Genomic DNA, 23705 nt, shown 5'->3' on the forward strand with positions numbered 1-23705 from the left:
AAAGCCGTTCACAGATTTAAGTCCGGAGTTCGAACGTAAAACCGTAAAAACCTGACCGCTATCTATGGTTTAGAAATTGATAAACCCCTCCACGCCTAGGGGGTATTTATGAAAAAAACATTATTACTGTTATGTGCACTGGCGAGTCTCAGCGCTTGCGTGGAAATCAAAGATCCAAATCAAGAAACTAAAAATGAACCGGAAAACGTGAAGCCTGTCGTCCTTCAGCAAAGGGCCGAGTTGGTGGTCGATAAGGACATTTATTTTTTTGAAGGAGATTTTTTAACTAAAGAAGAATTTATTAAAATGGAGAGAGAGCCTTCACTCGCTAAGGACCACACAGTTCAGCTAGATTATTTGCAAATAGAAAAAGGCGCAGTCCTTTATACTTTGGGACAGAACCTTCGCTTAGAAGTAAAAGAGCTGTCTTCAAATGGCAAAATCGAAACTTTTCCTGAAGGAGCACAGGCGCCTTTGGATATCGAAGGGCGAAGTGGGGGGATCTTTTACATGATCGTGGATCAAGGCGAAGGATTTTTAGAAATCACCATGAGAGGCCAGCAGGGTGGAAACGGAAGTGATGGGGCAGAGCCTGATGCTGCGCTAGTCGGCGAGCCCGGAAAACTCATACAATGCAAAGGGTGTAGCGAAGTCGAAGTTCTTAAAACCTGGTTAGGTGGTAAAGGAAAACGCGGATATCCCGGTGCGGATGGGAAAACGGGGGGCTCGTCAGGATCCTTAAAGTTCACGATCAAAAGTTACGATCACTTTGTCATGGTACCGCATAAATATGGGGGACGCGGAGGCAATAAAGGACGGGGAAATCCACGCGGTGGTGACCCAGGTCCCCCAGCACCTGTTGGGTTGGGTTACCTTCAGAGCAACACTCGATACCCGGAGCTTTATAAAACTTATGATCGATACGGAGGTCCAGGAGCCGACGGAGTGGATGGTAAAGAAGGAACGGTAGATAATGGGGTCTACGACGACAAAGGCCAAAGACTCCCTATTTAAAATCGGTGGAAAGATTCAAAATAGTTTCCATCAATGTTTCTACATGCACGGGCTTGGTAAGATAGTCCGTGCATCCTGCCGCCAAACATCGTTCGCGATCATCTTTCATAGAGTGAGCCGTTAAAGCAATAATTGGGTTTTTGTATCCCGCTTGACGTAACTGGCGTGTCGCGGTGTAACCGTCCATGATCGGCATTTGAATATCCATTATTATTACGTCGTAATTTTCAGCGAGGGCTTTTCTCACACCCTCTTCACCGTTTTTAGCCAGGGTTAGTTTAGCGCCTCTTTTAGAAAGGATATGTTGCAAAAGCAGGCGGTTGTCTTCGACATCGTCGACGATCAAAATGGATTTTTTTTCTAATAGATTTTTTGCCGTATGATTAGAACCGGTCAGCCATTTTAAAGTCATATCTTCTTATCGGAAGGTGATTTTCAAAAATGGCCGTTCTTAACCGAATCTAAACGTCTATTGCAAAGGTTTAATCCAGGTAGCTGGTTTTTAGTTTCTGCTCTTCGCTGTGCTTCTCTAGACCTAAGTGAATGAGTTTCGTAATCAGATCGCGATAACCCAAACCTGAGGCTTCCCACATCTTAGGATACATTGAAATCTTCGTAAATCCCGGGATGGTGTTGATTTCGTTAACGTAAAAATCTCCGTTTTTACGTAAGAAAAAGTCCACGCGAGTAAGGCCGTCACAGCCCATCACCTGATAGGTTTTCTTAGCTAAAGTTTGCAATTTTTGAAGCGCTTCTGATGTCATCTCTGCCGGAATTTTTAACAAAGCGCCATTATCATCGATGTACTTGGCTTCATAAGAATAAAACTCATGCTGCGGAATAATTTCACCAGGAAGAGACGCTTGCGGTTCGCGATTGTGACCCATCACCGAACATTCAATTTCGCGACCTTCAATAAATTCTTCGGCTAAAACTTTGGTATCGAATTGGAAAGAGTCTTTTAAGCCCTTTTCAAAGTCTTCCACTGTTTTAATTTTATGAACGCCCACCGAAGAGCCCGCGTTTGCCGGCTTAATGAAAAACGGAGAGCCCAGCTTGTTGACGACGTCTTGGTAAGATGTGTTTTTATACGGCGTCAGTAACATGTAACGTGCATTGGGAATCTGTGCTTCGGTGAAAAGTCTTTTCATGATTTCTTTGTCCATGCCCGCAGCAGAGGACCAAACGCCACAACCGACAAAAGCCAGCTGCACCATTTTGAAAAGACCTTGAATAGTTCCGTCTTCACCCATGGTGCCGTGCAAGATCGGGAAGGCGGCATCGACATTTGTTTTACTTTGATTTTGCAATGAATAAAGAACCGGTTTTCCTTCTAAGGAAATCAAGGCAACAGGTTCTGCTTGTGGTGGTAACGCTTTATCGACAATCTTTGTGGCTTGTGAAAAAACGGCGTCGGACGGGAAGCGATACCAGCTGCCTTCTTTGCTGATACCAATAAGGATTGGTGAAAAAAGATTTTTATCTAAAGCGTCAGCGACATTCTTTGCAGATCGCAAAGACACTTCGTGTTCTGCTGATTTACCACCAAAAATAAGTGCAACGTTCTTTTTCATTTTAATTCCTTATGCCCATTCTACAAGTTCGTGAACCAAGCCAAAAATACCCGCGAAGACTTCATTGGGCCGAGCATCGTCATACATATAAGCGGGGGTGGTCACAATTTTGGTTTCACGATCAGAGATATAATCATCCACCGGACATTCTTCATGAACGGCACCGGCCTTTTGCAATTCCGCGATCGTCGCCGGATCGTTGCCGATAGTTAAAGTCGGTTTTTTATCGCCTAATACTTTTGCTAATAAGACAGGAGCGATACAGATGGCCGCAATGGGTTTGCTTGCGTTGTAAAAATCTAAAATCACGCGACGGACTTCAGGGTTCACGTCACACTTCGCCCCTTTTTCGGCCCAGTTGCAAAGATTTTTAGCGGCGCCATAGCCACCAGGAAATGCCAGGCCATCAAAGTCTTTTTCTTGCAGCAGGTTGAGGTTTTGAACGTGTCCGCGAGCAATGCGCGCGGACTCCTGTAAAACAGAGCGTTTCGCCGAAGTCGCTTCGCCCTTAAGATGATTGACCTCGGAAAGTTCGATATCGGGAGCAAAACAAGTGACCTTTGCACCTGCCTGACTAAGGGCAATCAATAGGCTGACGGCCTCTGTGATTTCACTGCCATCAAGATATCCGGCTCCGGAAAGAACCACGGCAATTTTTTTCATAAAACCTCCCGAAAGAGGTTTTAGACTACTGTGATTTTAAGGAGTTGGCAACGGGGCCGGTTTATAATTTGTTAGACTATTGCAGTTATTCACTAAGACCTTGCGGCCGTTCATTGGATCACTCGGGTTCGCTGTTTTGATCGTGACCAACTGACGAATACAGAAATCTGTCAGACGTGCCATGAATGGCAATTCCGGAGTGAAGGTCGCCCAGAAACTGGCGCGTAAAGTCTCCGTTAAGCTGCCTTTTTTATAAGTTTGAATAAGATCAAACGACAGAGTTTTAGTGAGCCATTTACAATCTTTGTATCCGCCGCAATTGGGTTGGTCCATGACCGCTTGAGGAACTGCGCGCATGATTTCTTCAGACTTTAAATTTACGCATTTTCGTTCGCAACTGTCATAACCCTCTTTGACACAGGCCGCTTGTTCTTCCTCATCATTGAAACAAGTGCTTGCCAGATAACCGGCTCTTTCAAAACCAAGAATCATATTTGAGTCGTCAGAAAGAGTGTGAATGCTTTTTTGTTTTAAGCCAGCAGTTTGTACTTCCAAAGATTGATTGTCCGCCACCGCGGCAGAGCATGCTCCACGGCAATAACCACGTTGAGCTTCTTTAGTGGATTGAGGCGTTTGTTCTTCACCGCGCATCATATCAAACTGATAGTTAAATTTATAACGGGTGATCTTGGCCCCATTTTGATCAGAGTCCACACGCTCTTTCACCGTGATGCCTTCACGCAAAGTAAAGAACGGATTCGGATTGGTTTCCACTTTTTGAGTGGTTTCGAAGGCCGCAAATTCATTTACATTCAATGCAAACGGATCCGCTGTGCCCCATAATTCTGAAACTGACTCTAAAACTGCTTCGGGTGTTGTATCGACGTCTTCAGATTCTGGTGCTTTCACGCAAGAAAGCATGCCGCCCATTACAAGCAGCGCTAATAAGGTGTTTTTTAAATTCATATAGAGTCCCAGCCCCAAATCCACAGGGGTAACGGTAAGATTTTTTCTAATTTGTCTAATGTTTCGGGCTTAAACATATCCATGGCGCGATAGTCCACCGGACCAAACAACAAGCGAACCATGTCGGTTTCTTTATTGATGGTGTAAAGATCCGTTCCAATACCGAAAACATATTGAGTCGGATGTTTTTCCAAAACAATATCGGCCACTCCTTCGGCGCGGAAAGCGCGTTTGATTTTTGCCGACAACTGATCAAAGTTCACAAGCTTAATCATGCCCAAAAAGCCGTGATTTTTGGTCACAGGCAATTTTTCAAGTTGTTGAATCAAATTAGTGGCGTGCCGAGGGCAAATCACCGTGACGGGTTGACCTTTTTGCATGCGAATAAAACTAAATAACGCCATTAATTTAGAAACCGAACCACCCCATTCATGCAGATAGCCTCCTAAATCAATGCCTTTTCCTTCAATCGCATAAGCCGCCAGTTGACCATTAGACTCCCAAGCGGTGTAGACCTTGGTTTGCGGAATCGAAAGAAATTTTTTGGTTTCTTCAATAGTGCGAACCGAGTTGATCGAGTGAGAGGAATAAAGACGATAAATCGCGTCTGGTGATACGCGAGGGTCCGTCGAAAAGCGCAGGCCTTCGTTATTGGCTTCAAATTCTTCTTCGATGACGAAGCTCACTTCGTTGCCCGCAAGTTCAAAGCCCATGCGGCGGTAGAAATCAAAAAGGTCCGTCCAAAGAATCGCGATATCACATGACTGTTCCGTCGCCATTTTTAAGCAGTCTTTGACGATTTGGGTGCTTAAGCCCTGCCCCCGGTGTTCGTCATGGGTCACAACGGATCCAATGGCGCCCACTTTAAAAATAACGTGAGGAGACTTAATAATCAGAGGCTTTAATACTGCATGCGAAAGGACTTTGCCCTCATCGGCGATAATACGCATATTGTGCAAGTTGTTGCGGTTAAAGGCGGTTGGATACTCAGCGGCAATAGACCAAGGGGCCTCATTGCGCAGTTTTTGGTTCAAAAATTCAAGAACGTGAGGCAATTCTGCTTCATTGGGGGAACGAGGTCCTTCCATGAACTCTCCTTTAAAGTCTTTCGACCTGATTTTCAGTATAGCCGGGATGGGGAGGGGACCCCAGCTTTTGACAAACCAGGGCCTGAAAAATGCGACCCAAGTCCGGAAGGAAGTTTGACATCAGGGGCAAAAGTTTTATATTAAGGGCCTTTAGGAGCACCCCCATGGCAGATAAAAGTCAGAGCTGGAAAGACAACAAGCCCGGTAAAATGTTCGTCGATCAATCTTGTATTGCTTGCGACGCTTGCGTTTTAACCGCGCCTAATAACTTTCACATGCATGATGAAGACGGCCATGCCTTCGTCGCTAAACAACCTTCTTCCCCTGAAGAAGAAGAATTGTGCAAAGAGGCGATGGAGGGTTGTCCAGTAGAAGCGATAGGCAATGACGGCGAATAAGCCCGTCAAAAAAGTCGCAAAAAAAGTTCCTGCTAAAAAGGTAAAGCCCAAGCCAGCGCCTCTTTTAGAGACCCTTGCTTTATTTAAAAAATACTACCCTGATGCGCACTGCGCTTTGGATTTTACTAATCCTTACGAGCTCTTAGTGGCCACCGTGTTGTCCGCTCAGTGCACTGATGAGCGCGTTAATAAAGTCACCCCTGCTTTGTTTAAAAAATATGGCACTCCTCAAAAAATGGCAAAAGCCCCCATTGAAGACATCGAAGAATTGATTCGTTCGACCGGTTTTTTCAAAAACAAAGCCAAGAGCTTAAAGACCGCCGCCATTGATTTGGTTGAAAAATACGAAGGCGAAATCCCACAGGAGCTCGGGCCTTTGGTCGAGCTTCCAGGCGTGGGACGTAAAACTGCCAACGTCGTTTTGGGAAATGCCTTTGGGATCGCTAGCGGCATCGTTGTCGATACTCATGTCACTCGTTTAAGCAACCGCTTGGGATGGGTGCGTGGTGAAAACGCGGTGGTTATTGAAAGGGAACTGAATCCCCAGGTTCCCCAGGAAGATTGGGTGATGTTTTCTCATTATCTGATCTCACATGGTCGAGCTGTCTGTAAGGCGAGAAAACCTGCGTGCAGTCACTGCTTTTTAGAGGAGACTTGCCCCAAGATAGGTGTCTAGGCCACAATGATCCCATGCTGGTTTCATTCTTTGAGAGCGTTAAATACGTTGGTCACCTTCTGCCGATTTCTTTTTTAAGAATCTTCTTAGGTTATTATTATTTAGAACAAGCTTTGAATAAATATAAAGGTGATTTTTTAAGTCGCCCGCGTATCGCGGACCAAATTGCAGAATGGCTTCCGGCCAGTCACGCGCCGAATTGGTTTAAGATCTTTGCTTCAAGCCAAATGATCCCGCATTGGCAAACGGTGGCCTTTATTATTTTAGGCTTAGAGTTTGCGATCGCTATTTCTTATATCATTGGGTATGTGGTTCGCCCGGTGGCGATGTTGGGAATCTTGCTTTGCGTGACCATGCTCTTTATCTCGGGCCCGGCGTCTGAAGATTTGTATAAAACATTTCTAGCCACGCATGTGATTTTAGCTTGGGTGGGGGCGGGACGTTGCCTGGGTATAGATTATTATTTCTTTAAGCGTCGCCGTGGATTGTGGTGGTAGTAAATGAAGCACTTTATCTTTTTTATCACCGTGGTCTTTGTCGGTCTTTTTTTAGCTCTGCTGAATCGTAACGAAAAAGGTTTTAATTCAGGATCGGTCACGACTTTACGTGTTTTCGGGTATGCGTCTTTCACCGGTCGCTGGGGTGCGGGCCCGCTTTTAAAAGAGCATTTTGAGAAAACTTGTAAATGCAAAGTGGAGTTTATCGAAGGCAGTGATTCCGGCATCCTACTTCAGCGTCTAAAAATCGAAGGTGAAAGCTTAGGCGCAGATCTGGTGGTGGGCCTTGATCAGTTTGATCTTTCAAAGGCCGTGTCTGAACAGTCGTGGCGGAAACTGAACATAGGCGATATGCCAGTTTATGATTCCGTGAAGCCGGCATTATCAAACAGCTTTTTTGTTCCTTACGACTGGGGCGCTTTAACCTTTGTGGCTCGTCGTAACGATGCGGGCAGACACCCTTCAAAACTCGATGACTTATTAGATCCTGTTTATGCAAAACAAATTGCTTTGCAAGATCCTCGTACAAGTTCTCCGGGAATGCAGTTCTTATACTGGGTTATTCGCAGCAAGGGTGAAGACGCTGGTTTTGAATTTCTAAAAAAGATGATGAACCAAGCCCACAGTTTTTCACCGACATGGTCGACAGCCTATGGCTTATTCACTAACAAACAGGCTTCTTTGGTTTATTCTTACGTGACTTCGCCGCTGTATCATTTGGTGGAAGACAAAGATAAAAACTTTGTGGCTTTGCCATTTGTGGAGCCATCACCGGTTCAATTTGAATTTGTGGGTATTCCAGAATTCTGCCGCCATTGCGATTTAGCCGAACAATTCGTGAACTTGATGCTGTCGCCCGAAGGGCAAAAGATCATCATGGAAAAAAACTATATGTTCCCGGTGATGAAGGGGGTTATGGAAGGCACTCCATTTGAATCGGCAATGACCGTTAAGACCATGGATGAAGTGGAGATGCTTTCTACGTCCGAAGTGGACCGGTTGCTGAAAAGATGGACCGAAATTCGTCGAGGCGAAGTCAATTGAATCTAAGAAGTCTTTTGCGTCTTAGTTTGGTTTTGTTTTTACTTTTCCCATTTTTGTTTCTATTTTCTCAATTTCAAATTTCGCAAATGCCTAACGCTGAAGAGTTGCGTTGGGCTTTCAAGAACAGTTTCACGCAAAGTTTTTTTTCGGCTCTGTTTTCTTTGATATTTGGATTGTGGGCAGCGTTGGGCTTGGTTTCGTTACGTCATGGATCCTGGCGAAAAGCGGCTGAGATTTTATGTCTCATCCCGAATTTTTTGCCACCTCTTTTTAGTTTGCTCGCGATTTTAAACGCGGTGGATTTTTTTCCCATGGGGCTTGCAGGGATTATCTTTGTTCATACGGCGATCAACTTTGGATTGGTGGCTGTATTATTGGCGCGGACACTGGAGTCACGTATCGGGCATGTCATTGAACTTGCTTACGTCGAAGGTGCTTCGCGGCACATGATCTGGTTTCAGGTTCTGATCCCGATGCTGCGGAAAGAGCTTTTATATTTAGGACTTTTTGTATTCATTATTTGTTTTGGTAGTTTTTCGGTTCCTTTGATTGTCGGTGGCGGAATGGGAACGACGGTCGAAGTTTTAATTTATGAAAAAATCAGATTATCCGCTGAATGGGGCGAAGCTATTGTGCTAGCCTTTCTGCAATCGCTTTTTATTTTCGCGGTTTCTTTTATCGTTGGCAAAGGGGCGGTGCCGCCGGCCTCGCGCGAGGCCTCTTTGAAAGCCGTGGCCATGCCTTCAGGGGTGGTGTTTTTAGCTTTATGCGGGCTGTTTTATTTTTACGGTTATGGCCAAGGTGTTTTAAATGGGCTGATGAAGTTTGAAAGATTTGCGGGGATGGGGCCGGACATCTTAAAAGCTTTTGGTGGCAGCGTGTTTTTGGGAATGACGGCGGGGATTTTTTCTTACGTTGCCTTGATGTTGATTGCTTATTGTTGGCCAAAATGGTGGTTTGAAAAATTCTTAGCGGGATATGTGGCACCTTCGACGTCGCTGGCGTGTTTTAGTTTTTTGATTCTGACACCCAATGAAGGGTTTTATCCTTATATTAAAATTCCGATCGCTTTGGTTTTGTTAAGCCTGAATGGTCTTTTCCGTATGGGATGGGACAGTTCATTGCATGCCTTAGAACAGCAGATTCGTGTCGCTTACACAATGGGGGCTTCTCACGCGATGATTTTTAAGGAAATTCTTTTTCCGCAAATTTCTGAAAAGGCCGGCGTGCTAGCTGGTATCGCTGCAGTGTGGACTTGCGGCGATTTTGCGGTGTCTAGAATTTTAGCTCATAAAGAAGTGAGTATCGCAATGATGACAGACTCTTTGATGTCGGGATATCGTTTAGATCAAGCCACGGCGGTGAGTGTTTTAATTATCTTGGCGGGGGCGGTTTGTTACTGCGCATGCAAAGGGGGAAGCTATGTCTTACGTCGAAAATTTGAAGCGTAACTATTTTCGCCCCAACAGCAAGCATGAACTTGAATTTGTTTTAGATATTCCTCGGTGGGAAATCCTGGATAAAGGTGTCACCGTCTTGTGGGGGCCATCAGGTTCAGGTAAGACCTCGGTGTTTCGTATTTTGTTGGGGTTAGAGGATTGCCCGGGCCTGGTGTGGAACTTTAAAGGGGAGGATCTGGCGAAATTAAAAACTCCAGATCGTCGCATGGGTGTCGTCTTTCAAACCTTAGATCTTTTTCCGCATATGTCAGCTCGAGAAAATATTCTGTTCGCGGCTCGCGCACGCAAGGTTGAAAATGCCAAGGCTCAAGCTCGGCTAAAACATTTGATTGAAGTTTTGCAAATGAGTTCATTTATTGATCGCAAATCCGCGATTTTGTCTGGCGGGGAAAAGCAGCGCGTGGCCTTGGCTCGCGCTTTAATGGGGGAGCCGCGGTTGCTGCTGTTAGACGAACCGTTTTCTGCCCTAGATCAAGAACTGCGCGATGAAAGTCGACGCTTGGTGAAATCTGTGATTGATGCTGAAAATATTCCCACCGTCTTAGTGACTCATGATCAAAAGGACGTAGAAGTTTTAGCAACCAAGGTTTCGGAAATTAAAAACGGACGTTTGATTACGGATTAGATCAAATCAAATTGTATACCGTTGAATCATCTCTAAAAGAGCTGTTTTCTTAATAGGCTTTGTGACGTGCTCCGTACATCCCGCATCTAAAGATTTTTGAACGTCTTCAGCCATCGCGTTGGCGCTGACCGCAATAATTGGAATCGCCTTGCGACTATGGATTTTTTCCCACTGTCTGATTTTTTGGGTCGCGGCATATCCATCCATCACGGGCATCTGAATATCCATCAAAATCATATCGTAAGGATTGGCCAGGGCTTTATTGACCGCCTCAAGTCCGTTTTCAGCTTGCTCTACTTCAAATGGCAAACGTTTTAGGTAAGTCATTAAAAGGAAGCGGTTGTCTTCGGTATCATCGACGATCAAGATGCGGGCGTTGTGCGCCAGGACGGCATCAGTTTTCGGTGCTTCGGGTTGTTGGGTTTGCGTGTTCTCAACTTCTTGGGTTTCAGCTGGCGTATAGGGAAGGGTGAAGAAGAATGTACTTCCCCGACCTTCTTCACTTTGGAACCAGATGCGCCCGCCCATAAGTTCAACCAAGTTTTTAGAAATTGTGAGGCCTAAACCGCTGCCACCAAATTTACGGGTGATAGAGCTGTCGGCCTGAACAAAGTTTTGGAATAAAAGATGCTGCTTATCTTTTGGAATTCCGGTACCGCTATCTTGGATTGCAAAGCGCACATGGCGTTTGTCGGCAGAATCAAACTCTAAGGCCACGGCAATTTCACCGTTATTAGTGAACTTGATCGCATTTCCAATCAAGTTAAAAAGAATTTGGCGCAGACGAGTGGGATCACCGATCACCACGTGATTGCCCCGGTCATCCAAATTAATGCGTAAATGGAAACGCAGATCTTTTTCGGCGGCTTTTTGTTGTAAGATTTCACAGATATTTTTGGTCGTTGTATCTAAGTCAAAAGCGATTTTTTCTAAACGCACTTCGCGAGCTTCGATTTTAGAAATATCCAAAATATCATTGATCAACGCTAAAAGATTTTCTCCAGCATTGGCGCAAACATTGACCAGCTGTTCTTGTTCGGGCTTCAGGTCTGATTCTGCTAGAATATCTGTGATTCCGATAATGGCATTGAGCGGAGTACGGATCTCATGACTCATTCTAGCTAAAAATTCGGACTTGGCCTGGGAAGCTTTAACGGCTTGTTCACGGGCCTCAATGAGGGCTTGTTCGGCATTGATACGTTCAGTGATGTCGGTACAAACGAAAACAAACGTAAGGTCTTTGGTGGTGCGATTGGGGAGGGCCGCCCAGTTCATCAAGATCGGGATGCGGCGGCCTTCACTGTTTACTATTTCCGCTTCGATACTGTGGCGTGTCTGCAGCAACCAGTTGTAGTTATTGAAATCCGGGGTGGCGTGAATCAAGGTTTTCAAATCAATATGTGCCAGCTGACTGTAAGAGATACCCAAAAGTTTTAAGGCTGCCTCATTGGCTTGCGAAATCGCGTAAGAGCTCTGGCGCCAGTCGTCGTGCGGATTGATTTTAACGATGAAAAGGAAGGCTTTGATTGATTGGATAACACTGTCTAGGAACTCCTTAGACACGGTGGTGGTTTCTAAGCGATCGGCCAGCTGATTGTACTTGCTGACCAAAAGACCGATTTCGTCTTTGGATTGATAGTTGATTTTTTGGGTCAGATTGCTGGTGCCCAGTTTTTCTAAACGATCCGTCAAAAGCTGAATGGGTTCGACCACTTTTCCGGTAGCGGCAAAAGTGGCAAAGAAGAACAAGATAAAGATCAAAACCGCCGCGGCACTCGAAGCAATCGCGATACGATCTAAAACGGCGAAAGCCTCGTTTTCATCAAGCTTCGTTTGGATATACCAAAGCTCTCCGTTAGGCAGATAAATTTTTCCGATAGAGCGAATGACTTTCTGATTGCGATAGTCGATCCCAAGCTCTCGCACCTCGCTCATGTTTTCGATCTTTTTAATATCTTCATCACCGCGATTCGGCGAAAGGATATCGGCATCTTGTCCCGGCGTTCCGGCCACATTGCCCTCGACGCGGAAACGACCGGTGTTACGCAAACTCCAGTCTTCGCCATAAATAAGAGTTTCCCCGGTTTGCCCCATGCCATGAGTGGCCCAGGCAAAATTATCACTGGTGATGCGGTCAATTTCTGAAATGGAAATTTTTAACAAGATCACACCGACAATGGTGGCATGACGATAAATCGGGGCTGCGACATAACCGGTGGCCGAGTTCGGGCTGATCGGGTCTTTGTCAAAGTCTAGGAACAGGGTTGAACCCTCTTGCGCCTTCATACCCCAGTTAAACAGGTCGCGAATTTTATTGGCGCTGGGGATGTCTGAAAAAATTGAAGCACCGTCTTCAACATCTTTGCGGGTGCTATAAACGATGACGCCCTTATTGGTGATCAAGGACATGTCATAGATGTTGAAGTCTAAAACATAATTGTCCAAGAGACGACGAAAGTCGTGATACTTTTCGATCTTTTTATCAAAGATCATATCATCGGTCAGTTCGTGGGAAGAAATCAGGTTGATGGCTGTTTGGAGGTCGCGAAAATAGTTTTCAATCGCAGTGGTCTTGCTGATACGAATTTGCGTCAACCGTTCATAAGTACTGTCGATCACCGTGGATTCCACAATTTTTAACCCGATCAAGGCAACCACGAAAGTCGCCAGGAAGACGGAGATAAGATTAAAAAGAAAAATACGTAATCGTAAAGTCATTGTGTCCCGGTGTGATTTAAGTGATAGCGTATCGCTTTCCCTCGGGCAATGAGTAGTTCGGATAGAGAGCGAATTTTCGACTTTTGCCCTTGGACTTTTTTGGGTTTTTTATTACAGAAAGCCAATAAACAAACGTTTAAAATTTTGACAACTCTGCAAGAGTTGCAAGAAATGTTGTAATTTGCCTAGGCGCCAAGCTAAAAACAGCCTGCTCTGCTATAACTGGGAGCTACTTGAGTGGGGTTTTTAGGATGAGTATTTTGAACATTCACCGTCTTATGAGCATGATTGCGGTTTGTGCCGCGGCGGTGGGCCTGGTTTCGTGTGCGGCTTCAAAATCCTCTGACGGTCTTGCTTTGAATCCGACCATCTACTACAAGCCCACAATTCATCAAAGTGAGTCCAAGTGCGCCAGTACAGAGACGCGCGATTTGGTGTCTGTTGAGGGGAAAAGACTGATAACACTTTGCCAAAAAGACTATGACAACTGCCTTTTGCAGGGCTCTTGCTTTGTCGACGATGGTAAAGAGATTGTCTCTTTCAATTATCATTCGACCAAAGAGGGCGTGCCCCGGTTTATGGTGGTTGATACGACGAAGTGCCCTTACGGCTATGGCGTTCGGGGAATTTGTTTGGATCCATACTTTTCGGTGGCCGCAGATTTAAGCGTTTATGATGTGGGTGAGGTTTTATTCATTCCTCGTCTTGTAGGAGCTGAATTGCCGACCGGTGAAGTGCATGACGGTTACGTGATTGTGCGTGATGCGGGGGGCGCCATCAAAGGGGCTAACCGCTTGGATTTTTTCACTGGTTTTTTTGACCATCGACAAAAAGCAAACACCTTAGCTCGCCTGGGTTTTGGTGATCCTAAAAATCGCTTTGAATTTCGCCGTGCCTCCAGTGATGAACGGGCTTTGGTGCAAGAACAGCGCGGGTATCCTGGGCTGAAACCCTCAAATCGCTAAAAATTCTGATTTCTGTGTAACATAACCCTTGTAATGATTGGCTTTTTTAGCCCTTGGTCTAGCTTTACCTAGACCTTTGTACAGAAATTTTTTAGCCCTTAATATCCAGTCATTTCAACTAGTAAGCGAAGTCGGTTTAAAAAACCTAGACCTTCGCCCTAAAGTTTCTAGACCATGGTCCGAAGAGTTTGTTGTTACTTGTTGGGTTGTTTGTGAACGATAAACTTCTGATCAGGACGAAAGTCTGCCTCAAAGAAATCTCCTCACAAATTCCTCCGCAAAGAGATGAATGGGCCTCGGACGACGGACAGTCACCCGGAAGCCAAGGTTCCATTCGCCTCTTAATTTTTTGATTCATTTTTTGGTTACGAAAAACAAAAAACTGATCGCAGTACGTTAGCGGATCTGAATAGTTCTAAAGGCAAGTGGTGCTGCCTTGGTTCTGGTTCTTTCCATGAAAACTAGCGGACGGCGGTTTTAATCCCTGGAGGGTTCTTATGGGCTTAAGAATTGCTACTAACACCGCATCTATCGCAGCACAACGCGTGCTATCTAAACAACAAAAGAGAGCAGAGCATTCAGCGCAAGCTTTAGCGTCTGGTTCTCGTATCGTAAACGCCGCCGACGACGCAGCCGGATTGGCGATTTCAGAAAACTTTAAGGGACAGCTAAAAGGTATCGCGGCTGCCCGAAACAACGCCAACAATGCGATTTCTTTCTCGCAAGTCGGTGAGGGTGGTCTGAATGAAGTTTCAAATATTTTGGTTCGTCTCAGAGAGCTGGGAGTACAAGCCGCGTCTGATACCGTAGGTGAAACAGAGCGTGGATTCTTGAACAACGAGGCACAACAGTTGGTTCAAGAGGCGGATCGTATCGCGAAGACCACGCAATTTGGTAATACAAAACTTCTTGATGGCAGTGGCGGAAAATTAGAATTCCACGTCGGGCCAGCAGGGGGAAAAGAGAATATTATCTCGTTTGATTTTGATGCTGATGCCACGACAAGCTCTTTGGGGATTGATGGGTTATCGATCGCCGATAAGGGCGATGCTCGTGACACTTTAGGGGCGGTGGATGAAGCCATCCAAAAAGTGGGTGCGTTGCGCGCCAACTTCGGGGCGATGCAATCGCGCTTAGAATCAACGGTCAGTAACTTAGATGTGTCCTATGAAAACTTGTCAGCGGCAAACTCTCGTATTCGTGATACTGATATCGCGAAAGAGACGTCAGAAATGGCCTCTGCCAACATCTTGCAAAACACGGCGGTATCGGTTTTGGCTCAAGCCAACCAATTGCCTAACGTGGCTTTGAAACTAGTATAAGTAATTAAATAAAGTTCTAAAAGATTCATCATTCTTACGAATGTCGGAGGGGGCCTGTTCTGGGATACGGCCTCCTGCGGAATGAGGGGTCGCCCACATATACTCCTCGTTGTTAAGCCCACCCTGGGGCCATCCGGCCCCAGGGATTTTAGAAGGTGCCTGGCTCCTTTTTTGGACCCATATGCATCATTCCGGGTTTCGGACAACGAAGATCACCAGATCCCAACCTCTCGTCAGCCAGGCTCTGCTTAGTTTTTGCTTCGCAGACTTACATGCCTCGTCCTCTTTTTATTAATCACACTGATCTTCCATACCACATCACCGCTAGATGCATTAATCGCGATTGGTTTTCGTTGGACAAAGATTTTGTTTGGGATGTGATGACTCGGCATCTTTATTTTCTTCATATCGGTTTCAATATCAAAGTTCACGCCTTCGTTCTCATGAGCAACCACTTTCATATGATCGCGCGTTCTCCCGATGCAAACTTAAGTGCGGCGATGAAATACTTCATGCAGGAAACCAGTCGAGAAATCACTTATACCAGTGACCGAATCAACATGACTTATGGTGGGAGATTTCATCGCTCGCTTCTGTCTAGCCCCCTCTATTATCTTCATGCCTATAAATATCTTTATCGAAATCCAGTGATGGCGGGACTTTGTTCACGCGTCGAAGATTATAAATACTCTTCCATGCCAGCGTTGCTTGGCGAACGTTGGTTGGATGTTCCGATTTCCGAAGATCACAACTGGGAAAGTCTTCATTCTAGGGCCGAGACTTTACTTTGGCTCAACAAGGCGCCGCTTTTAGAGAATGCCGAACTGGTGCGGCGAGCACTTAGAAAATCTGTGTTCAAACTTACTCGGGTTGAAAAACGTTTATCGTCTCTCGAAGAGCATCCTCTTTAATAGTTCTTCGTCTAGCCTTGCTTTTCATTCACAAGATTGAAGTCTTAAGACTAATGCCTTGGTGCATTTCCGTTCAGTCTTTTTCATAACTCCTACAACTTCAGGACTTGACGCAGGTCGGTCCGAAAAAAGAGCCAGGCACCTTTTCCGGGGCTTTGGTCTGGGTTTTTCCGGGGTTTTGGGCTGGTTTTCAGGATTTTGGTCTAGGTTTTGTTGGGCTTTGGTCCAGTTCTGCTGGACGCGACTAAAGCCTTCACAGACCTCGCCGAAAGGTATGTCACAAGCAACGACGGAACTTGAAGTTGAAGTTCTCGAGAGACGCAAATGTAGTGACTGACAAATGCGGATCGCCTGAGAGAGCCAGACCAAAAGGGAAGTCCAACAAGTAACAATCGACCTGACCTAAGTAGGTATAAGGCGGGTCCATATAATGGAGGTCCCAGATGGGAATCAGAATTTCTACGAACATGTCCGCTATCAACGCTCAAAGAACTATGCAAACTTCGCAGCGTTCAATCGGTAAATCCATGGAGCAATTGTCTTCTGGATCACGTATCAATAAAGCCGCGGACGACGCTGCAGGTTTAGCGATCTCTGAGAACTTGAAATCGCAAATCCGCTCACTAAGCCAAGCTGGCCGTAATGCCAACGACGGTATCTCAATGGTACAAACTGCAGAGGGTGGTTTGAACGAAATCTCTAACATCTTAACTCGTATGCGTGAGTTGGGTGTTCAAGCAGCTTCTGATACAGTCGGTGAGACTGAGCGCGGAATGTTGGATAAAGAGGTTCAACAATTGAAAGCGGAATCACAACGTATCACTCAAACAACTCGTTTCGGTACAACGAAACTTCTTGATGGTTCTGGTGACAAGTTTGACTTCCAAGTTGGTATCAACAATGACCCTGAATCAGATAGAATTTCTTTCAACGCGGGTGAAACTGACGCAACAATCTCTAGCTTGGGTATCGATGGTTTCGATTTCTCAACTAAAGAGGGTGCTCAAGAAGCTCTTGCGATGGTAGATAAAGCGCAAACGCAAGTGAATGGTTTCCGTGCAAATCTGGGTGCCCTTCAAAATCGTTTGACTTCAACTGTTGATAACTTAGGTGTTCAACACGAGAATATCTCTGCTGCAAACTCTCGTATCCGTGACACTGATATCGCGGCGGCCTCTGCTGAAACAACTCGTAACCAAGTATTGTTACAAGCAAATACTTCGGTTCTTTCTCAAGCTAATCAGTTGCCTAACTTGGCAATGAAATTGATCGGTTAATTGTAACTACAACGGCGAATCTTCAGGGGAGTGAAAACTCCCTCTGAAGAGGGTGTCCTCAGTGTAGATTTCTCGAACTCGAGAACTTGATTTAAGAATACATATAAAAAGTTTGATCTGAGGGGATACCTCCGTTTCCTCTCGGTACCAACCTACCCACGAAGAGAAATCTTCGTGGGGTACTTAAGGTTCAATGAGAAAATAAATGGAGGAGACGCCCGACCTCAGACCGGGATTTAAGTTTGTACATGAATGAGCCGATAAAGCGAATGTATGAACATAAAAGGATTTATCTCTAACATAATTCCCAATAACGACGTGCGAAGCGTCGACAATATTGGGAAGACGATTAAGTCCGATTCTACCCACGATCGCGATGCGAATGGGCAAGAGGCTTATCAGCAACAAAACCAAGGCGAACAACACCCGCCGATGAGTGATGAGCAGTTAGAGAAAGCGATGGAGCACCTTCGAAAGCTCTCGGCAACGAAGGAACATAAGTGGACCATCGAACTTGAAGTGAAAGACGATTTAAAGTTTGTCTTAGTCAAAGACAACCTCGGCACGATCATTCGCCGTATTCCTGAAGCCGATTTATGGACTCTTCCCTCGGACGACTCGCCTCGAGGACAGCTTCTTAAGCGTTCTGCTTAAATTAATAAAGCTCTCTGCTTTTATTTCCTAGATCCAAGTCCTGAAAAATACCCCTCCGTCAAAACCGCTGCGTCCTGTATTGCTTATGGGCTCTAAAAGCCGCACCCCTAGGCCTTTTGACGGACATTTAATTGACTCACGATTGCCGTTTCGTTTTGACACAATGAATTCATGGCAGGAATCAGAATTACAGGGATGGCCTCTGGGCTCCCTCCAAACATTGTGGATCAGTTGATGGATGCGGAACGCATTCCTGTGAAGCAAATGGAGGCGCAACGAGGAAAGCAAGAGGACAAGTTGAAACTTGTCAGCGAGCTTGAAACCAAAGTTTCTGACATCACCAAAAACTTAGGTGAGCTGACTTCAGCCGGTGGTTTCATTGATAAAAAATTTACGAGCGGTGATGAAAACGTCGTGCAAGGGACCGTGGACCCACAGACGGCAGTTCCCGGGGATTATTCGATCGAAGTGATTAGCTTGGCGCAAAAGCCTTCAGCCATATCGAACGGTTTTCCAGATAAAAATGAAACCCAAATTGGTACGGGCTATATCAAGTTCGATACGCCTGAGGGAGAAAAAGAAGTTTACATCAACGGCAATACTTCCACTTTGGAAGGGGTTGCTAAGCAGATTAATAATGCGGGTTTAAATTTGAAAGCCCAGGTTCTTGAAGACCGCAAAGATGCAGATAAGCCGTTTAAGCTTTTAGTGTCGGGCTTAGGCACAGGTAAGGACCAACAGGTCACGTTCCCCAAGATTTATCTTTTGGATGGTGACCAAGATATGTATTTCGATGAGTCTCGTAAGGCCCAAAACGCCAAGGTTAAAGTTGACGGATTTGAAATTGAACTTCCGGATAACAAATCCACTGATTTGATTCCGGGTGTGACTTTGGATTTTAAATCGGCATCGCCGGGTCGCGAGATTCGTATGTCGGTCAAAGAAAACTTAGAAGTTATTAGCGGCAAGGTAAAAAGCTTTGTTGATTCTTACAATGCGGCGCTGGAGTTCATCCAGAAGCAAAGTAAGTTGCAAGCTGGAAACGGAAAAAATCCGCAGTTAGGCCCATTGGGTGGCGACGGGATGATCCGCACGATTGAAAGTGCGTTGCGCCGTACCGTCTTGAATCCGCAGATGGGAGTGGAATCTCCAATTCGCCGGATTTCAGAATTAGGTATCGAGTTCAACCGTAACGGTACGTTGAATTTTAGCCAGGATAAATTCAACAAGGTGTTGAATTCAAATCCGGCTGGGGTGGCGGCATTTTTCCGTGGAGATGGGTTCAACACGGGATTTGTAACGACCGTGAAAAAAGAGATCGGTGGATTGTTAAATGGTCAGTTTGGAACAATCTCGAATCGCAAACGTGGTTTAGAGGATCGTATCAAGCAGGTCAATAATCGTATAGAGAACAAGGAAAGACAGCTTGAAAGAAAAGAAGACAGCTTAAGAAGAAAGTTTTCGGATCTTGAGCAAAAGATGTCAGCGATGCAAGCGCAGCAAGCAAAGTTTGCGGCGATGGCCCAGGGGCCACAGGGTTAAATTAGAATTTAGATTTTAGACAGGACGTTTAAAACAAGAGCGGTAGGGGAATTATGAACAAAAATGCGTATCAGAAGTACAAAACGACGTCAGTTCAGAGTGCCAGCAGAGAAAAAATCCTGTTGATGCTTTATGAAGGCGCCATCAAGTTTACGAAGCTTGCCATTAAAGCTATCGAAGAAAAGAAGATTGCGGACCGAGGAGTCAACATCGGGCGCGCTTTTGATATCATTATGGAGCTTAATAATACTCTCGATCACAAGGTGGGTGGTGATATCGCGACTCAGCTTGAGCAGCTTTATATGTTCATGATGGAACAGTACACGAAAGCCAACATCAGTGGCACCGTGGAACCTCTGCAAGCCAATTTGAAACTTCTCAACACTCTTTATGATGGTTGGGTTCAAGCAGTTGAAAAAATTAAAACAGACGACAAAAAAGCCGGCTAATAATTCATTACAAAGGGAAAACCATGACTAGAATTGTCACGTTGCTAAACGAAAAGAACCATTACTTAGAAAAGTTCTACTCTTTGAATGAAGTTGAGTTGGTAAACTTCGCTCAAGGTCAATTTGATAACATTGAGCACTTTTATCAAACTCGTGAGCGTATTTTGGACGTTCTTAAGTACGTAGATGCGCAAGTCGAAAAAGCTCATAATGATATCGACATGGTGGCAGAGGTTGACGCCAATGCACGCCAAGAAATCAAAGAAGCTTTAAGAATCAAAGATGAATATGTAACACGTATCATTGAACAGGACATCCAAGTCTTGGCATGTATCGAGATGGCGAAAAACTCGATCATCAAAGAGCTTCAAGAAGTCCGTCGCGGCCGTAAAGCGGTGGGTGGATACAAAACCAAAACGTTTAACAATCGTTTAAACGAAGAAGCATAATTTTATTTATATTTTCCCGGACTATACTACCGATGGTCCGGGAAAAAATTTCCTGCCGAAACTTTGACGGCCGCATTTGGCAAACAGTCAAAGACACTGTCCTTAAACACTTCAGATCAAATAAAACTTCAAGCCGAGTCTTGGCATCTGTGTTGCTCTAGAAATCTTCATCAAAATTTCTAGGAGTGAAATTCAGATGATCGATAATCAGTTCGTGCCAAAGTCTAGCGAAGTTTCAGGATCAATAGCCGGGGAATCCAATACCACCGCCGAGTCCAGAGGACGTATCTATTTTGATACCCTGCAAGCTCTTGCGGAGTTCGATGCTGAAGCACAACAAGAAGATATCGTAATATCTGAAGATCCTCGCGTGGCTACCTATCAACGTAATGCCCAAGTTTTGATGAAGCATAAGGAATATCCTTTAGCACTTAATCTGTTAAGACAGGCTAGTAATATCGACTCTAAAAACCCTGTCACATTGGGTTTGCTGGTGGTGGCTCTTGAAAGTTCGCAACGAATTGATGAGGCTCTTTTGGTTTCTAGAGCGCTTTCAAAAATCGATTATGGCTTTGAAAGTATGTGTAAATACGCAACGACCTTATACAAATTAGGTAAGGATCAAGAGGCTTTGGATAAATATTACGAAGCTTTGGCGGTGCTGACCCAGGAAAATTCTTTGTTATTTGAAGTGTATAAGAACATGGGGAATATTTTCGTCAGACAGGGCGATTTTGACGGGGCGGAAGAGTACTATAATAAGGCCTACACCTTAAACCCAGAGTCCGACATTTTGTTAGTTAACCTAGGAACGCTTGAAGTTCAGCGCAATGACTTTGATAAATCCGTTTATTGCTTCCGTCGCGCAATTGAAATCAATGCCGATAACGACAAGGCTTGGGTCGGATTGGCAATGGTTCATAACCACATCGGTGATGCGGAATTAGCGTGGGCCAATATCGAAAGAGCCTTAGATATTAATCCCAAAAATCGCACTGCGGTTCACTTAGCCTCTAACTGGGGAGTGCGTGATCAGCAACCGGGCCGGGCCATCGAAGCCCTGCAAAACTATCTTTCGTCCGTTGAACAAGATGAAGACATGTCTTTGGTTTTGATCAATTTGTTCTGTATGCAGGGCCAATTTAACGAAGCTTTGATGGAAATCGAAAGAGTTCTTTTATGGAACCCTTCGCACCAAGAGGTTCGAGAGTTGAAACGTAAACTTCAAGGTTCGAAGGCGGCTTAAGATGTCAGCAATTACATTTTCAGAAAATCATGAAGGCAGCCTGATTTCTTTTGAGGCGGGTGAACCCCTGGTTTCTTTGCGTGATCCCCAAGGCGAAGGCTTGAAATGGGCTTATTCATTAGGAGCGATGCCGACCAAACACGTAGTGGTCGTGGGGTTGGGCTCGGGGTTTCATGTGGCGGCACTGGCCGACGTGGATCCGAACTTAACTATCACGGTGATTGAAAATCGTGATGCCCTGTTAAGAGTTTTCTGGTCGCAATTTCCGGAATTGGAAAATCGCGTGGAAGTGATTAGTTTGCAAAATGCCCAAGATATTTTCAAAACGGCGTTTTTTACCGAAGTGGTGGCAGAAGCGCCATACATTTTGTCATTTGTTGATTGCTGGGGCCAGCAATCGGCGTTCTTCACCGAAGTTTTTGCGCACCTTAGCGGCCGCTCTTTAGAGTCGATCAAATATCACTTTGAAGAATTTGGGATCAATATCAAAGCAGCTTTTTTAAAAAACAAAGATCTTATGTCTTTGAAAGATGTTTTCCCGGCGATTGAGAGTTCCGAGGTTGCCGAGAGTAAAAAGGAAATTTTTCGGGTTCTTAATGAACTGGTGAAGTAATGAAAATCTTAGTGGTTTCTCTTTTACGTCTGGGTGACGTGATTCAACAAGCCGCGCTTTTTAGGGGTCTGCGACAGCAAAATCCGGACGCGGAAATTCATTTGTTGATCAATCAACAGTTTTCGCATGTCGATGAGGTTTTGCCGGGCATCGTGGATAAGTATATCTATTTTGATCGCGAAGCTTTGCAAAAAGGGATTGGGGAGCCTGCTTACAATATCCTTTGGCCTTATCGTCAGCTGGAAGGCCTTATCAATCAGCTGAATGCGGAAGACTATGATGTCGCCTATAACTTTACGCACACCAAGCTCAGTGGTTATCTGTTGGGGGCGACCGAGATTAAAAACGTCAAAGGCTTGATGCACACGGAAGGACGCTTCCAAGGTCTTTCGAATAAGTGGTTGCGCTATTTCAACGATCGTTTTTCGGTCGAAGGAAAATCCCTTTTTCATTACGTCGAGCTGTTGGGACGTTCTTTTGATATTCCGGTCACGAAAACGCCCAGTACTATTTCGAACAAATCCAAAAACAAACTGGTTTTATTTCAGTGCCTGACAAGCAAGGCAGCGAAAAACTGGAATCTTGAATATTTCCAGGTTTTAAAAAACATGATTGAAACATCCTTGGTCGATCATAAGGTTCGCATCTTAGGCGCGTCTTTTGAAAAAGAAGATCTTTTGAAGTTCTTTGCGGAAGAAGATCTTTTGATCTGCAATCTTTCTGATGCCAAAGAATATCTTTCCGAAGCAGCTCTTCTAGTAACGGGGGATACCAGTATTAAGCACTTGGCGGCCCAAGCGGGGACTCCCATTGTTGAGCTGGCTATTGGGCCCAGTGATCCAATTAAGACCGGAGCCTTTTCAGCCAATTCGTTGGTGTTGCAAGGGGATGATTTAAAACCCGAAAAAGTATTTGAAGCGGTTTGGGATCAATTAAGCCTGGCGCCTCTTAAAATGCCATCGTTCAGTCATTTGATGGAAAGAGCGGTGTGGAGTCTGCACCTTGACGGGGATACTTCGGCGTTGGCCTATGAACATCGGGTGCGCGAAATTCGCCAGCAGCTGCCCGCTGAAGAGATTAATAAAAGTCTAAAGGCTTGGAACCAGACGTCAGAAAAATTTGCTACTTGGATGAAGCAAGCCAAAAAAGCACTGCCCTCAAAAGAGGAGATTTCGCAAAAGCGACAATTTCATTCCGCCGATATCGCGGATCTTATTTTGATTGCCCAGGATATTTTAAAATCGAAAATGGACGCGGCGGGGTATTTCCAAGATTTTATCGAAGCGCTTTTGTCGCGTTTTGCTCAGCCGATCCAGATTCATGACCGTATTACGAAAGCGCTTACGGAAATTGAAGCGCTCTTAGAAGTGCGCACCCAATTGACTCAAGTCTTACAAATTCCGTCCATGGAAGGACAATATTATGCAAAAGGAATTGGAAAATTACCTGTCGATGGCTTTGCTGAAACTGGAAAAGGTTCAAAGCCAATTGCAGAAGACTCAAAACTACAACCAAGAGACAGAGAAACTACAGCTACTTAAAGAACTTGTGAAG

General features: G+C 45.1%; 24 protein-coding genes. 18 read left to right on the top strand and 6 right to left on the bottom strand.

Features of this window, described 5'->3' with window-relative positions; genetic code table 11:
- The first annotated feature begins 108 nt into the window (after positions 1-108).
- A complete protein-coding gene (locus AZI86_RS09335) occupies positions 109-1014 on the top strand; it encodes a hypothetical protein (protein ID WP_061834777.1) in 906 nt (301 codons plus the stop codon).
- Here AZI86_RS09335 and AZI86_RS09340 read toward each other — a convergent pair.
- The 5 genes from AZI86_RS09340 to AZI86_RS09360 form a co-directional block, all read right to left on the bottom strand.
- The gene (locus AZI86_RS09340; RefSeq protein ID WP_061834778.1) at positions 1007-1426 is read right to left on the bottom strand and encodes a response regulator; all 420 of its coding nucleotides are present in this window, start codon (positions 1424-1426) and stop codon (positions 1007-1009) included. The two genes, AZI86_RS09335 and AZI86_RS09340, sit on opposite strands and share 8 nt — an antisense overlap.
- A 70-nt stretch (positions 1427-1496) precedes the next feature.
- Complete coding sequence (locus AZI86_RS09345) at positions 1497-2588, bottom strand: D-alanine--D-alanine ligase family protein (protein ID WP_061834779.1); 1092 nt, start codon at positions 2586-2588, stop codon at positions 1497-1499.
- Between the two features lie 9 nt (positions 2589-2597).
- Positions 2598-3251: an isoprenoid biosynthesis glyoxalase ElbB gene (gene elbB, locus AZI86_RS09350; RefSeq protein ID WP_061834780.1), complete on the bottom strand. Its 654-nt coding sequence runs from the start codon at positions 3249-3251 to the stop codon at positions 2598-2600.
- 36 nt (positions 3252-3287) lie between these two features.
- Positions 3288-4217: a hypothetical protein gene (locus AZI86_RS09355; protein ID WP_061834781.1), complete on the bottom strand. Its 930-nt coding sequence runs from the start codon at positions 4215-4217 to the stop codon at positions 3288-3290.
- Complete coding sequence (locus tag AZI86_RS09360; RefSeq protein WP_061834782.1) at positions 4214-5305, bottom strand: GNAT family N-acetyltransferase; 1092 nt, start codon at positions 5303-5305, stop codon at positions 4214-4216. The genes AZI86_RS09355 and AZI86_RS09360 overlap by 4 nt, the downstream gene beginning before the upstream one ends.
- A gap of 164 nt (positions 5306-5469) precedes the next feature.
- Here AZI86_RS09360 and AZI86_RS09365 point away from each other — a divergent pair, with 164 nt between their 5' ends.
- The 6 genes from AZI86_RS09365 (at position 5470) to AZI86_RS09390 (ending at position 10005) form a co-directional block, all read left to right on the top strand.
- A complete protein-coding gene (locus AZI86_RS09365; RefSeq protein ID WP_061834783.1) occupies positions 5470-5703 on the top strand; it encodes a ferredoxin in 234 nt (77 codons plus the stop codon).
- Positions 5690-6379, top strand: a complete 690-nt coding sequence (nth, locus tag AZI86_RS09370) for an endonuclease III (RefSeq protein WP_081111827.1) — start codon at positions 5690-5692, stop codon at positions 6377-6379. The genes AZI86_RS09365 and nth overlap by 14 nt, the downstream gene beginning before the upstream one ends.
- Positions 6380-6393: 14 nt before the next feature.
- A complete protein-coding gene (locus tag AZI86_RS09375; RefSeq protein ID WP_061834784.1) occupies positions 6394-6876 on the top strand; it encodes a DoxX family membrane protein in 483 nt (160 codons plus the stop codon).
- Between the two features lie 3 nt (positions 6877-6879).
- The gene (locus AZI86_RS09380; RefSeq protein WP_061834785.1) at positions 6880-7920 is read left to right on the top strand and encodes a thiamine ABC transporter substrate-binding protein; all 1041 of its coding nucleotides are present in this window, start codon (positions 6880-6882) and stop codon (positions 7918-7920) included.
- An 86-nt stretch (positions 7921-8006) separates the two neighbouring features.
- Positions 8007-9371, top strand: a complete 1365-nt coding sequence (locus AZI86_RS09385) for an ABC transporter permease (protein ID WP_253715847.1) — start codon at positions 8007-8009, stop codon at positions 9369-9371.
- A complete protein-coding gene (locus tag AZI86_RS09390) occupies positions 9343-10005 on the top strand; it encodes an ABC transporter ATP-binding protein (protein WP_081111828.1) in 663 nt (220 codons plus the stop codon). The genes AZI86_RS09385 and AZI86_RS09390 overlap by 29 nt, the downstream gene beginning before the upstream one ends.
- Positions 10006-10011: 6 nt before the next feature.
- Here the strand turns inward: AZI86_RS09390 and AZI86_RS09395 are convergent, their stop codons facing one another.
- Positions 10012-12723: an ATP-binding protein gene (locus AZI86_RS09395; protein ID WP_061834787.1), complete on the bottom strand. Its 2712-nt coding sequence runs from the start codon at positions 12721-12723 to the stop codon at positions 10012-10014.
- Positions 12724-12974: 251 nt separating this feature from the next.
- On the opposite strand from AZI86_RS09395, the gene AZI86_RS09400 reads away from it, so the two are divergent.
- The 11 genes from AZI86_RS09400 to AZI86_RS09450 all read left to right on the top strand — a co-directional run bounded on the left by AZI86_RS09400 (position 12975) and on the right by AZI86_RS09450 (position 23692).
- Positions 12975-13688 (top strand): 3D domain-containing protein, encoded by a 714-nt coding sequence (locus AZI86_RS09400; protein ID WP_253715848.1) that lies wholly within the window; start codon positions 12975-12977, stop codon positions 13686-13688.
- A 497-nt stretch (positions 13689-14185) separates the two neighbouring features.
- The gene (locus AZI86_RS09405) at positions 14186-15010 is read left to right on the top strand and encodes a flagellin (protein WP_061834788.1); all 825 of its coding nucleotides are present in this window, start codon (positions 14186-14188) and stop codon (positions 15008-15010) included.
- Positions 15011-15282: 272 nt separating this feature from the next.
- A complete protein-coding gene (locus tag AZI86_RS09410; RefSeq protein ID WP_061834789.1) occupies positions 15283-15921 on the top strand; it encodes a transposase in 639 nt (212 codons plus the stop codon).
- Positions 15922-16364: 443 nt separating this feature from the next.
- Complete coding sequence (locus AZI86_RS09415) at positions 16365-17198, top strand: flagellin (RefSeq protein WP_061834790.1); 834 nt, start codon at positions 16365-16367, stop codon at positions 17196-17198.
- 273 nt (positions 17199-17471) lie between these two features.
- Positions 17472-17852 carry a flagellar protein FlaG gene (locus AZI86_RS09420; protein ID WP_061834791.1) on the top strand — a complete coding sequence of 127 codons (381 nt, stop codon included), beginning with the start codon at positions 17472-17474 and terminating at the stop codon, positions 17850-17852.
- Between the two features lie 171 nt (positions 17853-18023).
- On the top strand, positions 18024-19394 hold the full coding sequence (fliD, locus tag AZI86_RS09425; RefSeq protein ID WP_061834792.1) for a flagellar filament capping protein FliD: 1371 nt from the start codon (positions 18024-18026) through the stop codon (positions 19392-19394).
- Positions 19395-19447: 53 nt separating this feature from the next.
- On the top strand, positions 19448-19843 hold the full coding sequence (gene fliS, locus AZI86_RS09430) for a flagellar export chaperone FliS (protein WP_061834793.1): 396 nt from the start codon (positions 19448-19450) through the stop codon (positions 19841-19843).
- Between the two features lie 23 nt (positions 19844-19866).
- Positions 19867-20292: a hypothetical protein gene (locus AZI86_RS09435; protein ID WP_061834794.1), complete on the top strand. Its 426-nt coding sequence runs from the start codon at positions 19867-19869 to the stop codon at positions 20290-20292.
- Positions 20293-20488: 196 nt separating this feature from the next.
- The gene (locus AZI86_RS09440; RefSeq protein ID WP_061834795.1) at positions 20489-21538 is read left to right on the top strand and encodes a tetratricopeptide repeat protein; all 1050 of its coding nucleotides are present in this window, start codon (positions 20489-20491) and stop codon (positions 21536-21538) included.
- A gap of 1 nt (position 21539) precedes the next feature.
- Complete coding sequence (locus AZI86_RS09445; protein ID WP_061834796.1) at positions 21540-22151, top strand: hypothetical protein; 612 nt, start codon at positions 21540-21542, stop codon at positions 22149-22151.
- Entirely contained in the window at positions 22151-23692 is a 1542-nt protein-coding gene (locus AZI86_RS09450) for a glycosyltransferase family 9 protein (RefSeq protein WP_061834797.1), read from the top strand. Before AZI86_RS09445 ends, AZI86_RS09450 begins: the two co-directional genes overlap by 1 nt.
- Positions 23693-23705: the final 13 nt, after the last annotated feature.

This window comes from Bdellovibrio bacteriovorus (genome assembly GCF_001592735.1).
Classification (GTDB): Bacteria; Bdellovibrionota; Bdellovibrionia; order Bdellovibrionales; family Bdellovibrionaceae; genus Bdellovibrio; species Bdellovibrio bacteriovorus_D.